A 13,544-nucleotide genomic window follows, 5' to 3' on the forward strand; every position below is an offset into this window, starting at 1 on the left:
GCGCTCAGCGCTCCCGCTGCCGTGCCTGCCTGCGCAGCAGGGCGGTCGGCTGCCCCGGCCACGGCGCGTCGGCGGGCCGCAGCTCGGCGCCGGTGGCGCGGGCGGTGGCCAGCGCCAGCACCCCGGCCACCGCGGTGGCGTTCACGATCTCCCCGGCCAGCGCCGCCCGCACCGCCTCGGCGACCGGCAGCCGCACCAGCGCGATATCGGCCTCCTCCAGCTCCGGGTCGGGCCGGTCGGTCGCGGTGAGCCCCTCGGCCAGGTAGATGCGCAGCGCCTCGTCGGTGAAGCCCGGCGAGAGCGCGACGTCGACCAGCACCGACCAGCGCGCACCGGCCAGCCCGGTCTCCTCGGCCAGCTCCCGCTCGGCCGCGGCCAGCGGGTCCTCGCCCTCGATATCGATCAGCCCGGCGGGCAGCTCCAGCAGCCTGGCCCCGATCGGGTGCCGGTACTGCCGGATGAGCACCACGTCACCGGCGTCGTCGACGGCGACCACCGCGACCGCGCCGTGGTGCTCCACCACCTCGCGCTCGGCGACCTTGCCGCCCGGCATCACGACCTGGTCGAGCCGCAGCGCCAGAATGGCCCCGCTGTAGACGGTCTCCGAGGAGACCGTCTCGAACGTGTGCTGCCCCGCCTGCTCACTCACCGGCTCAGCCCTGTTCCGCGCTCGCGAACTCTTCGTCCGGAATATCCACCGGCAGCCGCTCCGCCAGCTTGTACTTCAGCGCCGCCGCGATGAGCGCCGCGAAGAGCGGGTGCGGCCGGGTCGGGCGGCTCTTGAGCTCGGGGTGCGCCTGGGTGGCGACGAAGAACGGGTGCTTGTCGGCGGGCAGCTCGACGAACTCCACCAGCCGCCCGTCCGGCGAGGTGCCGCTGAACCGCAGCCCGCTCTTCCCGATCCGGTCCCGGTAGGCGTTGTTCACCTCGTACCGGTGCCGGTGCCGCTCGGAGACCTGGTCCGCGCCGTACGCCTGCGCCACCTGCGACCCCTTCGCCAGCACCGCCGGGTAGGCGCCGAGCCGCATGGTGCCGCCCAGGTCGGCCTCGCCCGCCACGATCTGTTTCTGGTCGTCCATGGTGGAGATCACCGGGTGCGGGGTCTCCGGCTCGAACTCGGCCGAGTTGGCCTCGGCCAGCCCGATCGAGCGCGCCGCCTCGATCACCACGCACTGCAGCCCGAGGCAGAGCCCGAGCAGCGGCAGCCCGCGGGTGCGGGCGTAGGTGATGGCGCCGACCTTGCCCTCGATCCCGCGGATGCCGAAGCCGCCGGGGATGAGCACCGCGTCCACGTCGCGCAGCGCGGCGGCCGCGCCGGCCGGGGTCGCGCAGTCGTCCGACTGCACCCAGCGGATCTGCACCTTGGCCCGGGAGGCGAAGCCGCCCGCGCGCAGCGCCTCGGTGACCGAGAGGTAGGCGTCGGGCAGGTCGACGTACTTGCCGACCAGCGCCACCTCGACGGTCTCGCGCGGCGAGTGCACCCGGTCCAGCAGGTCGCCCCAGACCGTCCAATCGACGTCGCGGAAGGGCAGCCCGAGCCGGCGCACCACGTACGCGTCGAGCCCCTCGCGGTGCAGCACCTTGGGGATGTCGTAGATCGACGGCGCGTCCGGGGTGGAGATGCAGCCGTCCACGTCCACGTCGCACATGAGCGCGATCTTGCTCTTGAGCCCCTGCGGCACCTCGCGGTCGCAGCGCAGGATGAGCGCGTCCGGCTGGATGCCGATGCTGCGCAGCGCGGCCACCGAGTGCTGCGTCGGCTTGGTCTTGAGCTCGCCGGAGGGCGCCAGGTACGGCACCAGCGAGACGTGCAGGAAGAAGACGTTCTCCCGGCCCACGTCGTGCCTGACCTGCCGCGCCGCCTCCAGGAACGGCTGCGACTCGATATCGCCGACGGTGCCGCCGATCTCGGTGATCACCACGTCCGGGATGATGCCCTCGGCGTCGGGGGCGCTCATGGCCAGGATGCGGCTCTTGATCTCGTCGGTGATGTGCGGGATCACCTGCACCGTGTCGCCCAGGTACTCGCCGCGCCGCTCCTTGGCGATCACCGTCGAATAGATTTGCCCGGTGGTGACGTTCGCGTCCCTGGAGAGGTCGCGGTCGAGGAAGCGCTCGTAGTGACCGACGTCCAGATCGGTCTCGGCGCCGTCCTCGGTCACGAACACCTCGCCGTGCTGGAAGGGGTTCATGGTGCCGGGATCGACGTTGAGGTAGGGGTCGAGCTTCTGCATCGTCACCCGGAGCCCCCGTGCGGTCAGCAGCTGACCGAGGCTGGAAGCGGTAAGACCCTTGCCCAGTGAGGAGGCGACGCCACCGCTGACGAAGATGTGCTTCGTGGCTGTTCGCGCCTGAATCCGTGTTTGACCCACGGGTCTTCACGGTAACATGCGCCCGGCTCGGCGCTCACCCGCCACGCGGGTTTGCCGGAAAGTCGCCAGGGTCCGGGTCATGCGCCGGGCGCGCCGCTGTGAGTTGCGTCGCGCGCGACCGGCGACCCCGCTTCGATCCGCACCGCGCGCCCGCCGGGGATCGGGAGCCGCTCGACGGGCTGCGGAAGCCGGTCGTCAGCTCGACGGCGCCTTCAGCGTCAGCGCCGTCGCCTTGGGGCCGGTGCCGTAGCGCCCGGCGCCACCGTTCAGCTGCTCGCCGAGCCCGAGCACCGCCGTGACCCGGCCGATCTCCCGGTCGAGGTTGTCCACCGTGGTCACCGCGGCGGCCAGCGGGGTGTCCGAGCGCACCACGTCGATCGGGCCCTGCCCCTGCACCGAGCCGGGCCGCCCGGCCAGCACCACGCCCGCGCTCGCCGAGCGCAGCCCACCGGCGAACCGCGCCAGCGAGACCCCGCGGCTGCCGTCGGCGGCGTCCGGCATGTCGCCGGTGATCACCACCGCGAGCTGCCCCGCGCGCACCGGATCCTCGCCGTAGGCCAGGAACCCGCCCCCGCGCAGCGTCTCCAGCACCAGCCCGAACTCCTCCGGCGTGCTGCGCGGCTGCGCCGTCACCGGGTCAAGCAGCAGCACCTGCCCGAGCAGGTCACCGGCGATACTGCCCTGGTCGGTCGCGCCGGTGCGCAGCTGCGCGCCGGCCGGGATCACGTTGATCAGCGCGCTGCGCAGCCGATCGCCCTCGCCGGTGTCCAGGAACGGCGTGTTCAGCGCGATCCGCCCGGTGATGGCGGCGCCGGCCGACTCCAGGTTCCGGCTCACCTTGTCCACGTCCTCCGGCGCCGCGTCCGGCGTGGTGAAGACCAGCACGGTCCGGTCGGTCAGCGTGCCCTGCACCACCGCGCCCGCGGACTTCGTCAGGAAGTCGTCGGCGGCGGACAACTGCGCGCTGAGCAGCCGGTTCTGCTCGGTCGCGGCGTCCAGCTGGGTGCGCAGCTCCGCCTTGTCCGAGCGCAGCCCGCCGAGCAGGTCGGCGGCGAGCGTCTGCGAGCCGAGCACCACGCCGAGCGCGAGCGCGAGGAAGATCCCGACGATCGAGATGGCGTGCTGGCGCAGCGAGATCATCGCGGTCCCCTCAGTTGTCGCCCGCGCCGGCCAGGCCCTGCACCCAGACGGCGAAGCGGTTCCAGGTGTCGATGCCCCAGTCCAGGACGGTGCCGGTGCTGTCCGAGGCGACCAGCACGACGATCACCGCGATCAGCGCGGCCAGGACCACCAGCGCCAGCGCCGCGCCGGAGCTCCGGTGCCGGTACAGCGTGGCCACCGCCTTGGCGTCGACCAGCGAGGTGCCGAGCTTGAGCCGGGTGAGGAAGGTGGCCGGGTTGCTGTCCTTGCGGCCCCGGTCGAAGAACTCGTCCAGCGAGGCCGCCGCCCCCGCGGTGACGATCATGGCCGCGCCGTGGTGGTGCGCGAGCAGCAGCGCCAGATCGGTCGGCGAGCCGGAGGACGGGAAGGTGGTGGCGCCGATGCCGAGATCCTGGATCCGCTCCAGCCCCTTGGCGTGGCCGTCGGTGTCGGCCGGGAGGATCACCTCGCCGCCGGCGCGCAGCGTCTTGGTGGTGATCTCGTCCGGGTCGCCGACGATCAGATCCGGCTTGTACCCCTGCCGCACGAGCGTGTCCGCGCCGCGGCCGACGCCGACCATGATCGGCGCGTACTCCTTGACGAAGGGCTTCAGGCTGCGCAGGTCGTCGGCGTGGTCCGGGCCGTCGCCGACCACGACCACGTGCGCCTGCTTCATGGTCAGCGTCAGCGCCGGCACGCCGACGCCGTCGATCAGCAGGCTGCTCTCGGTGCGCACGAACTCGATGGTGTTGCCGGCGAAGGCCGCCAGGTGGTCGGCGAGCCCGTTGCGGGCCTCGATCATCCGGTCCCCCACCACCGACTCGGTGAGCTCGATGCCGTCGACCAGCGCCTCCGGCTCCTTCTTCACCAGCTTGTCAGCGTAGACGGTGCCGTCGTGGATCCGGACCTTGGCGCCGTCCTTGATCTTGGAGAAGGCATCCGAGCTGAGCGTGTCCAGCAGCAGCACGTCATTGGCGACCAGCACCTCGGGGCCCAGGTTCGGGTACCGGCCGGAGATCGAGGGCGAGGTGTTCACGACGGCGACGACGCCGGCCTCCAGGAGCCGGTCCGCGGTGGCCCGGTCCAGATCCATCTCGTCGAGCACCGCGATATCGCCGGGCCCGACCCGTTTCAGCAGCCGCCGAGTATTGCGATCCACCCTGGCTATTCCGGAGCGACCAGGCAGCGTTTCGGAACTCCGCGAGAGCAGCGCCGGCATCTTCATGGGCCGATGATGACCACAAACCCTCGACCAGAGGTGGAGGCGCGCCGCATCCGGCGCCACATTCGTCACAGTGATACCACTCCGGGCACTCCGGCGAACCCGCAGCCAACCCGATATGCTCCTGTCACAGACAGTCCGACCCGAGGAGAGCCGTCTCTATGGCCAGCACCACCGTCGATGCCGTCGTCGCCGCCCCGCGCGATGTCGTCTACCGCACCTTCGCGAACCGCGAGAGCCTGAGCCCGCACCTGGCGGTGAACATCACCCTGAAGCGGCCGGGCAGCACGGAGCGCGAGGGCGTCGGCGCGCAGCACCTCATCGGCGTCGGCGGGGTCGGGATCACCGAGGAGATCACCGAGCTGGTGCCGAACGAGCGGATGGCGTACAAGGTCGTCGCCGGGGCGCCGGTGAAGCGGCACATCGGCGTCGTCACCTTCGCCGACACCGACGGGGGCACGCTGGTCAGCTACACCATGGAGTCCGAGCCCAAGCTGCCGCTGCCCGGCAAGGTGCTGGAGCTGGGGCTGCGCAACCTGATCACCACCATGATCAAGGGCGCGCAGAAAGCGGTCCGCTGACGCAGGCTTTTCGAGGGCGCCCGGCCTGACGGCCGGGCGCCCTCGCGCGTTCAGGCGCTGGCGGGTTCGCGTTCGGCGCGGGCGGTTTCGAGCAGCTCCTCGGCGTGCGCGCGACCGGTCTCGGTGTCGTCCAGCCCGGCGAGCATGCGCGCGAGCTCGACCACCCGCTCCTCGCGGTCCAGCGACTGCACCCCGCTGTCCACCCGCCCCTTCCCGTCGTCCGACTTGCTCACCACCAGGTGGGTGTCGGCGAACGCCGCCACCTGGGGCAGGTGCGTCACCACGATCACCTGGTGGGTGCGGGCCAGCCGGGCGAGCCTGCGCCCGATCTCGACCGCGGCCCGGCCGCCGACCCCGGCATCCACCTCGTCGAAGACCATGGTCGCGCCGTGATCGGAGCCGGCGAGCACCACCTCGAGCGCCAGCATCACCCGGGAGAGCTCACCCCCGGAGGCGCTCTTGCTCAGCGGCAGCGACTGCGCCCCGGAGTGCGCGGACAGCCGGAACTCCACCTCGTCCACCCCGGCCGACCCGGCGTGCAGCTCGACACCGTCCACGGTGAGCGGCGCCGAATCCTGCGCACTCGCCACCAGCTGCCTGACCGTCACCTCCAGCCGCGCCTTGCCCATGGCCAGCCCGGCCAGCTCCGCGCTCACCGCAGCGGCGAGCTTGCCCGCGGCCCTGGTCCGCGCGGCGCTCAGCTTGACCGCCGCCGCCCGCACCTTCTCGGCGGCCGCGTCGACCTCGGCGGCCAGCGCCGCGATGGCCTCCTCGGAGACGTCCAGCGAGGCGAGCCGGGCCCGCGACTCCTCCGCCCAGGCGAGCACCCCGTCCACGTCGGCGGCGTACTTCCTGGTCAGCGTCTTCAGCTCGGCCTGCCTGGTGAGCAGCGAATCCAGTGCGCCGGGGTCGGAGGGCAGGTCGGAGAGGTACCCGCTGAGCTCGGTGGTCAGATCCACCACCACCGCGATGGCGTCGGCGAGCCGCGGCGCCAGCGCGGTGAGCGCCGGATCCTCCGCACCCTCCAGCCGCGCCCGCGCGGTCCCGAGCAGCTCGAGCGCCCCCGACCCCGCGTCGGGCGCGTCGGCGGGCCCGGCCAGCGCGTCGTGCGCCACCACCGCGGCCTCGCGCAGCGAGTCCAGGTCGCTGAGCCTGCGCACCTCGTCCACGATCCGCAGATCCTCGCCCGGCTCCGGCCGCACGGCGTCGATCTCGGTGAGCGAGTGCGTCAGCCGATCCGCCTCCAGCGCCAGCTCCCGGCTGCGCGCGGTGCGCTCCAGCAGCCGCTCCCGCGCCGCCAGCCAGGCCTTCCGGTGCTTGCGGTAGCCGCGCAGCAGCGGCTCGACGGTCTCCGCCGCGAAGCGGTCGAGCGCGGCCAGCTGCTGCTCCGGCCGCTGCAGCCGCAGCTGATCGTTCTGCCCGTGCACGGTGAGCAGCGGCGCGGTGAACCCGGCGAGCACCGACGCCGGAACCCCGCGCCCGCCGAGGTGCGCCCGCGAGCGCCCGTCCTTGCCGACCGTGCGAATGGCGATGACGCTGCCGTCGTCGTCGGCCTCGGCGGCCGCCGACTCCAGCACCGCGCCCACCTCGGTGCGCGCCGCCTCGTTCAGCTCGTCGACCGTGAATCGCCCCTCCACCACGGCCTTCTCGGCCCCGAGGCGGACCCGCCCGGCGTCCGCCCGCGCCCCGCTGAGCAGGTGCAGGCTGGTGACCACCATGGTCTTGCCCGCGCCGGTCTCGCCGGTGAGGACGGTCAGCCCCTCGTGGAATTGCGCGGTCGCGGCGGATATGACGCCGAGACCGTCAATCCTGATCTCTGTCAGCACTCGTGCTCTCCGTTCGCCGCCGGCCTCGCCAGCCTGTCACGGGCAATTGGAACTTGCGCACCATTCTGTCCGCGAAGGGCGCCGAGTCCAGCCGCACCCAGCGCACCGGTTCGGCTCCGCGGACCGCCTCCACGCGGCTGCCGCGCGGCAGCGCCAGCGTGCGCCTGCCATCCAGGAAAACTATCGCATCGTGTCCGGTCGCGACCGATTCGACCGCGATCCGCGACTCCGGGCTGGTGACCAGCGGCCGCGCGAACAGGGCGTGCGCATTGCTCGGGATCACCAGCAGCGCTTCCAGTTCCGGCCAGACCACCGGCCCGCCCGCGGAGAACGCGTAGGCGGTGGAGCCGGTCGGGGTGGCGAGCAGGATGCCGTCGCAGCCGAAGGACGAGACCGGCCTGCCGTCCACCTCGAGCACCACCTCGAGCACCCCGATCCGGGAGGCGTTCTCGATGCTGGCTTCATTGAGCGCCCAGCCGGTTTCGACGATCTCGTCGTCCACCCGGACGGTGACGTCGATGGTCATCCGGTGCTCGACCCGGTAGTCGTGCTGCACCACCTGGGCCAGCGCCTCGTCCAGGTTCTCCGCCTCGGCCTCGGTGAGGAAGCCGATGCGGCCCAGGTTGATTCCGAGCACCGGGGTGGCGGCGGGGCGGGCCAGCTCGGCCGCGCGCAGCAGCGTGCCGTCGCCGCCGAGGACAAGCACCATCTCGCAGCCGACGGCGGCGGCCGGGCCGTGCTCGACCACCCGCACCGCGCCGTCGCTGCCGACCGCGCCCTCGAACCGGGTGCTGTCGGCCTCGTCGGCGAGGATCCGCAGCCCGATCCCGGCGTCGGCGAAGATCTTGGCGACCCGATGCGCGGTCTCGATGATCTCGGCCCGGCCGGGATGCGCGACCAGCAGGATCTCCCGGCCGCTGAGCGGCGTTCCCGCGTTCACTGTGGTCCCTCCTCGACGGCCCGTTGCACCATGGTGGCGACCGCGGCCGGGTCGTCGGTGACCGGGCCCTCGTTCCGCAACCACAGGAAGTATTCGACATTGCCGGACGGGCCGGGCAGCGGGCTCGCCGTCACCGCCCGGGTCCGCAGCCCGAGCGCCGCCGCCGCGGCCGCGACCTCGCACACCACCTGCGCGCGCAGCGCGGGATCCCGCACCACCCCGCCGGAGCCGACCCGGTCCTTCCCGACCTCGAACTGCGGCTTGACCATCGGCACCAGATCGGCGCCCGGCGCCGCGCACGCGGCGAGCGCGGGCAGCACCAGCCCCAGCGAGATGAACGACAGATCCCCCACCACCAGCTCGACCGGCCCGCCGGCCGCCGCCGGCGTCAGGTTCCGCACATTGGTGCGATCGAGCACCGTCACCCGCTCGTCGCTCTGCAGCCGCCACACCAGCTGCCCGTACCCGACGTCGACCGCCACCACGTGCGCCGCCCCCTTCGAGAGCAGGACGTCGGTGAAGCCGCCGGTGGAGGCGCCCGCGTCCAGGCAGCGCCGCCCGGCCACGGTCAGCCCCGCGGGTTCGAAGGCGGCCAGCGCGCCGAGCAGCTTGTGCGCCCCCCGCGAGGCCCAGGAGACCTCGTCCGGTTCGGCGCGGACCAGCAGCGGCGTTCCGGTCTCGACCGCCGTCGCCGCCTTCGCGGCGACCGAGCCGTTGATCAGAACGCGACCGGCGGTGATCAACTCGACCGCGTGTTCCCGCGAGCGGGCCATGCCGCGGCGGACCAGCTCGGCGTCAACGCGCGCACGCCTGGCCACTCAGATCTTGTCCACCGTGGCGAGCGCCTCGACCAGCACGTCGTGCGCCTGTTCCAGGATCTTCGCCCGGCGGATGAGATCCACCCCCGCATCCGCGTGCCCCGCGCCCGCCTCCAGCTCGGCGAGCAGCTCGCGCACCTCGGCTCGCACCCGCTCCGGATCGGCGGGCTCCGGTCCGGCACCGGGCAGGTGGCTGCCCGGCAGCGGCAGCCCCGGGCGGTGGCCGTGCGGGCCGGGGTGCGGACGCGGCGTCGGTGTAGTCATCGTGCGCTCAACGCTATCGGATTTCCGGAGCCGTTGCCCGTGGCCGCACCGCTTTCCGCCGCCGCCGCTCCCGCCGTGGCACCGCCGGTCCGGGCACTGTTCGCCGCCCGGTCGCCCGCGCCGCCGCGCACCGGGAAGGCGCGGCCGGGCTCGGCGTCGAGCAGCGCGCCGAGCGCGGCCGAGCCGAGCTCCACCGCCTCGGCCGCGACCGGGTGGTTCAGCGCGTCCAGGGAGAGCGCGACATAGCTGGGCCGGTGCTCCGGCGGCGCGGTGGCCAGCTCGTCCAGGGTGCTCACACCGGTGAGCACGAGCAGCGAGTCCAGCCCGACCCGGTTGGCGCCCTCGATATCGGTGTCCAGCCGGTCCCCGACGACCAGCGCGGCCCGCGTCCCCGCCCTGGTCATCGCGTCTTCCAGCAGCGGCGCGAAGGGTTTGCCCGCCACCTCCGGCTCGGCGTCGGTCGCGGCCCGCAGCGCCGCCACCATGGAGCCGTTGCCCGGTGCCAGTCCGCGCTCGTTCGGCAGGGTGCGGTCGGTATTGGCGGCCACCCAGTGCGCCCCCGCCCGCACGGCGTAGGCGGCCTCCGCGAGATCGGGCCAGGCGGTCTCCGGCGAATGCCCCTGCACCACGGCGGCCGGAACCGCGTCGTCGAAGCGCCGCACCGGATTCAGGCCGGCGCCGCGGACCTCGGCCGCGAGCGCATCGGTGCCGACGACGAGCACATCGGCGCCCGCCGGCACCCGCTCGGCGAGCAGCCGGGCGGCGGCCTGCGCACTGGTGACCACGTCGTCGGTACCGGCGGCGAAGCCGAGTTCGGTGAGATGGGCGGCCACGGCCGCCGGGCTGCGGCTGGCATTGTTCGTGACGTAGACGAGCTGCTGCGCCGAGCCCGCGGGCAGCGCCTCCGGCGCACCGGGGATCACCGCGGCGCCGCGGTACAGCGTGCCGTCCAGGTCGAGCAGCAATGCTCGGTAACCGTCTCGTAGCCGGGTCACTCCACCCTCGTTTCGTCTCGGCGCTCGGATCCGGCCGAACCGGTCCATCGGACGCACCCGCTGCGGGCGCGCGCGGCACGGATGTGCCACCGTCTCGTCCTCATGGTCGCAGAACCGAGCGCGGGGATCGCCGTGCTCATCGTCACCCGGGCGCCACGACGGGCCCCGGTCGTCACCAATCCGGACGAGCCGCCAACGCGGACCGGCCACCCGGGTGTGCCCGGGCTCCTCGACGAGACCCCCGCACTGTAGCGGGGGCCACCGACAGGTTCAGTTCTCGGTGAGCTCCGCGGCGCGGTCCTCGGCGTCGGTATCGCCCTCGGTGTCGGCGGCCGCCGCATTGAGGAACCAGGTCAGCCCCTCGTCGGTCCGCCCCGCCGCGACCAGTGCGTCCGCGTAGGCGTAGAACAGCCGCGCGTACGCCGAGCCGCTGCGCGCCGGATCCAGATCGGCGGTCTGCAACGTCACCACGGCCTGGTCGACCTGGCCGAGATCCATCCGCGCGCCCGCCACCACGATCCGCAGCTCGATGGCCTCCTCGCCCTTCAGCGCGCGCGCCTCCTCGCTGCGCGCGAGCTCGATGGCGCGCTCCGGGCGGCCGAGGCCGCGCTCGCAGTCGGCCATGACCGCGAGCAGCCCCGAGCCGCCGGACATCCGGCGCGCGGTCCGCAGCTCGGAGAGCGCCTCCGCCCACTCACCCGCGTGGTACGCGGTGACGCCCGCGGTCTCCCTGACCACCGCGATCCGGCCCGCGCGCTGCCGCGCCGCCCTGGCGTGCGCCAGCGCGAGCTCGGGGTCGTCCGCGATGAGGTCGGCGGCCATCACGAGGTGCCTGGCGACGGTCTCGGCATTGCCCTTGTCCAGGCTCAGGAGGTCGCGGCGGATGGTGGGGTCCAGGTCGGAGGCTTGGATGTCGTCCGGGAGGTCCGGCTCCTCCGGGCGCGGGGGGCGGCGGTCGAGGGTGCGGCCGACGCGGGCGCCCTCGCCGCCGCGGCGGCGGTCGTCGCCTCCGGCGCGGTTGTACCCGCGGCGTTCGTCGTTGTCCGGTTCGCCGGCGCTCGCCGCGGGGGCATCGGATTCCCCGGCGCCGCTCCGCGGACCGCGGTCGGCCTCGGCCTGCGCCACGACGCCTTCCGCGGCACCGGCTCGATCGCCGGACTCCGGGTTGTCGTCGCGCTCACCGGCACCACCCGAACGGCCGCCGTGATCCTCACGGTCCCCGCCGCTGGCCGGGCGGACATCGGCGTCCCGCTCATCGGCGCGGTCCGCGTCGTCGTCGCTACCTTCCCGAGCGTCGACACCGTCTACCCGGTCACCGGAGCCCTCAGCATCGCCGCTCTCTTGGGCCTCGCCACCGCGCTCACGAGCCTCAGCACCGCTGTCACGCATCTCAGCACCGCTGTCACGAGCCTCAGCACCGCTCTCGCGGGCGTCTGCTTCGCCGTCGCGGGCGTCAGCCCCACCCTCGCGCTGAGCGATCTTGTCCGCACGCTCATCAGCACCGTCGGCGGCAATATCGACGCCGTCGGCGCGATCGTCGAGGACGTCCGCACGGTCATCGCGCGCGTCCTCCCGGTCGTCTACCCGGTCATCGAAAGAACCGGCGCGGTCGTCACGCTCGTTCGCACGACCGAGCTCGTCCGCGCGGGCATCGACATCGTTCGCCCGCTCCTCGCTTCCGCGATCACTCCGATTGCGGTCGTTCCGCCGGAATTCCCGGCCCCGGTTGACCGCCGGCCGATCACCGTCGCGCTGGAACCCGCCCTGCCGATTCCCGCCACGGTCGTCGGACCGGCTGCTGTCCCGATCCCCGTCCCGGCGGAACCCGCCCTTGCCTTCACTCCGGGGCCGGAACCCACCGTCACGGTCCCCGCCACGCTGGTAGCCACCCTGATTCGAGCCACCGGAGCCGTAGCCCCCGCGGGAACCGCCGTCGCGATCGTCCCGCCGGAACCCGCCGCCGGGACGATCGTCCCTGCGGGAGCCTTCGTCGCGCCGGAATCCACCCGCGCGGTCATCGTTGCGGTAGCCGCCTTCACGATCGCCGCCCCGGCGGAACCCGCCGTCGCGCCGGTCGTCGCGGTCATTGCCACGGAACCCACTGCCGCGGTCATCGCGCCGGGAGTTGCTGTCCCGATCATCGCGCCGAGAATCGGCGTCCCGATCGTCGCGCCGGAACCCGCCTCCGCGGTCGTCGCGCCGATTGCCGCTCCCGCGATCATCCCGCCGGAATCCGCTGTCGCCGCCCCGGCGGAACCCACCCTCGCGGCTGTCGTTGTCGCGCCGGAATCCACCGTCGCGATTCCCGCTGTCGCCACCGCGTCGGAAACCGCCCTCGCGGCTGTCACCATCGCGCCGGTAGCCACCTTCGCGGCCACCACTGTTGCCACCGCGCTGGAAGCCGCCGTCATGGCTGTTGTTGTCGCGCCGGAAGCCGCCCTCGCGATTGTCCCCGCCGCGGCCGTGCCCGCCTTCGCGATTATCGCTGCCGCGCCGGAAGCCGCCTTCACGGTCGCCACCGTCGCGCCGGAAACCGCCGCTCCGGTCACCACCGTCCCGGCGGAAACCGCCGCCCCGGTTGTCACTGTCGCCGCCCCGGCGGAACCCGCCGTCTCGATCATTACCGCGCTGGTACCCGCCGCCGCGATTGTCGCCACCACGGTCATCACGACGGAATCCGCTGTCGCGATCATCCCGCCGATCCCCGCCGTGGCGGTTCCCGCCGTCCCGATCGTCCCGGCGGAAACCGCTGCCACCTCCCGGACGATCGTCGCTCCCGCGCTGATAACCACCGCCGCGGCTGTCCGGCCGATCCCCGCGGTCGTCGCGCCGGAACCCGCCCTCGCGGCGCGGGCCGCCGCCGCGGTTGTCGCGCCGGTAACCCGGGCGATCATCGTCGCGCCGGAATCCACCGTCGCGATCCCCACTACGGCGGAAACCACTGTCTCCACCGCGCGAGGATCCGCGATCGGAATCGCCGCCGCGGGAGCTGCCACCGCGGTCGTCATTGCGACGAAAACCGCCCTGGCGGTTGTCGTTTCGGCGGGAATCACCCGAGCCGCGCCGGTCGGAGTCGCCCTGCGAGGCGTCACGCCGGAAGGGCTTCCGGTCGTCGTTCCGTTCCGGCACGATGTTCCCTTTCCGAATTCCCGGGCCCGCCGGGAGAAGTATGTTCGCTCTTGAATTCAACCATGCTGCGGGCAGCACGAAGCACCCGCCTGCCGGCGGGTGCGATCGAGCCCCGAAACGAGATCAGGGGACCCACCTCGGTGGATCCCCTGATCTGACAATTTGTTCCGGCGGTGTCCTACTCTCCCACACCCTGTCGAGTGCAGTACCATCGGCGCTGGCAGGCTTAGCTTCCGGGTTCGGAATGGGACCGGGCG

At 73.1% G+C, this 13,544-nt stretch carries 13 protein-coding genes and 1 rRNA gene; 3 read left to right on the top strand and 11 right to left on the bottom strand.

The features are described from left to right. Positions 1-4: 4 nt before the first annotated feature. The 4 genes from AB0H71_RS33105 to steA form a co-directional block, all read right to left on the bottom strand. Complete coding sequence (locus tag AB0H71_RS33105; protein WP_357029235.1) at positions 5-649, bottom strand: NUDIX hydrolase; 645 nt, start codon at positions 647-649, stop codon at positions 5-7. A 4-nt stretch (positions 650-653) separates the two neighbouring features. Then, positions 654-2,372, bottom strand: coding sequence for a CTP synthase (locus AB0H71_RS33110; RefSeq protein WP_357029239.1), 1,719 nt, complete (start codon positions 2,370-2,372; stop codon positions 654-656). Positions 2,373-2,567: 195 nt separating this feature from the next. Next, positions 2,568-3,512 carry a copper transporter gene (locus AB0H71_RS33115; protein ID WP_357029242.1) on the bottom strand — a complete coding sequence of 315 codons (945 nt, stop codon included), beginning with the start codon at positions 3,510-3,512 and terminating at the stop codon, positions 2,568-2,570. A 10-nt stretch (positions 3,513-3,522) separates the two neighbouring features. After that, complete coding sequence (steA, locus tag AB0H71_RS33120; protein ID WP_357029245.1) at positions 3,523-4,737, bottom strand: putative cytokinetic ring protein SteA; 1,215 nt, start codon at positions 4,735-4,737, stop codon at positions 3,523-3,525. Positions 4,738-4,895: 158 nt separating this feature from the next. Between steA and AB0H71_RS33125 the strand changes: the two genes are divergently transcribed. Then, the gene (locus tag AB0H71_RS33125; RefSeq protein ID WP_357029248.1) at positions 4,896-5,315 is read left to right on the top strand and encodes an SRPBCC family protein; all 420 of its coding nucleotides are present in this window, start codon (positions 4,896-4,898) and stop codon (positions 5,313-5,315) included. A 50-nt stretch (positions 5,316-5,365) separates the two neighbouring features. On the opposite strand, the gene recN is transcribed toward AB0H71_RS33125, so the two are convergent. Genes recN through AB0H71_RS33150 form a run of 5 tightly spaced genes read right to left on the bottom strand, consistent with a single transcriptional unit; the run spans position 5,366 to position 10,158 of the window. Continuing rightward, complete coding sequence (gene recN / locus AB0H71_RS33130; RefSeq protein WP_357029251.1) at positions 5,366-7,141, bottom strand: DNA repair protein RecN; 1,776 nt, start codon at positions 7,139-7,141, stop codon at positions 5,366-5,368. Continuing rightward, positions 7,119-8,081 (bottom strand): NAD kinase, encoded by a 963-nt coding sequence (locus AB0H71_RS33135; protein ID WP_357029254.1) that lies wholly within the window; start codon positions 8,079-8,081, stop codon positions 7,119-7,121. The genes recN and AB0H71_RS33135 overlap by 23 nt, the downstream gene beginning before the upstream one ends. Next, positions 8,078-8,899, bottom strand: coding sequence for a TlyA family RNA methyltransferase (locus AB0H71_RS33140; protein WP_357029257.1), 822 nt, complete (start codon positions 8,897-8,899; stop codon positions 8,078-8,080). The genes AB0H71_RS33135 and AB0H71_RS33140 overlap by 4 nt, the downstream gene beginning before the upstream one ends. Beyond that, positions 8,900-9,163, bottom strand: coding sequence for a hypothetical protein (locus AB0H71_RS33145; RefSeq protein ID WP_357029260.1), 264 nt, complete (start codon positions 9,161-9,163; stop codon positions 8,900-8,902). It lies immediately after the preceding gene. Beyond that, positions 9,160-10,158, bottom strand: a complete 999-nt coding sequence (locus AB0H71_RS33150; RefSeq protein WP_357029263.1) for an HAD-IIA family hydrolase — start codon at positions 10,156-10,158, stop codon at positions 9,160-9,162. Before AB0H71_RS33150 ends, AB0H71_RS33145 begins: the two co-directional genes overlap by 4 nt. A gap of 102 nt (positions 10,159-10,260) precedes the next feature. On the opposite strand from AB0H71_RS33150, the gene AB0H71_RS33155 reads away from it, so the two are divergent. Beyond that, on the top strand, positions 10,261-10,410 hold the full coding sequence (locus AB0H71_RS33155) for a hypothetical protein (protein ID WP_357029266.1): 150 nt from the start codon (positions 10,261-10,263) through the stop codon (positions 10,408-10,410). Positions 10,411-10,428: 18 nt separating this feature from the next. On the opposite strand, the gene AB0H71_RS33160 is transcribed toward AB0H71_RS33155, so the two are convergent. Further along, the gene (locus AB0H71_RS33160; protein WP_357029269.1) at positions 10,429-11,283 is read right to left on the bottom strand and encodes a hypothetical protein; all 855 of its coding nucleotides are present in this window, start codon (positions 11,281-11,283) and stop codon (positions 10,429-10,431) included. 78 nt (positions 11,284-11,361) lie between these two features. Here AB0H71_RS33160 and AB0H71_RS33165 point away from each other — a divergent pair, with 78 nt between their 5' ends. Then, entirely contained in the window at positions 11,362-13,341 is a 1,980-nt protein-coding gene (locus tag AB0H71_RS33165) for a hypothetical protein (protein ID WP_357029272.1), read from the top strand. Positions 13,342-13,452: 111 nt separating this feature from the next. Here AB0H71_RS33165 and rrf read toward each other — a convergent pair. Further along, a 5S ribosomal RNA gene (gene rrf, locus AB0H71_RS33170) occupies positions 13,453-13,544 on the bottom strand; the annotation flags it as partial.

The organism is Nocardia sp. NPDC050697 (genome assembly GCF_040654395.1).
In the GTDB taxonomy this organism is placed as follows: Bacteria; Actinomycetota; Actinomycetes; order Mycobacteriales; family Mycobacteriaceae; genus Nocardia.

Excerpts from the sequence above, each read along its gene's own strand:
- AB0H71_RS33155 (WP_357029266.1), top strand. The coding sequence starts at position 10,261 with ATGGTCGCAGAACCGAGCGCGGGGATCGCCGTGCTCATCGTCACCCGG.
- AB0H71_RS33115 (WP_357029242.1), bottom strand. The coding sequence starts at position 3,512 with ATGATCTCGCTGCGCCAGCACGCCATCTCGATCGTCGGGATCTTCCTC.
- AB0H71_RS33125 (WP_357029248.1), top strand. The coding sequence starts at position 4,896 with ATGGCCAGCACCACCGTCGATGCCGTCGTCGCCGCCCCGCGCGATGTC.
- AB0H71_RS33145 (WP_357029260.1), bottom strand. The coding sequence starts at position 9,163 with ATGACTACACCGACGCCGCGTCCGCACCCCGGCCCGCACGGCCACCGC.
- steA (WP_357029245.1), bottom strand. The coding sequence starts at position 4,737 with ATGAAGATGCCGGCGCTGCTCTCGCGGAGTTCCGAAACGCTGCCTGGT.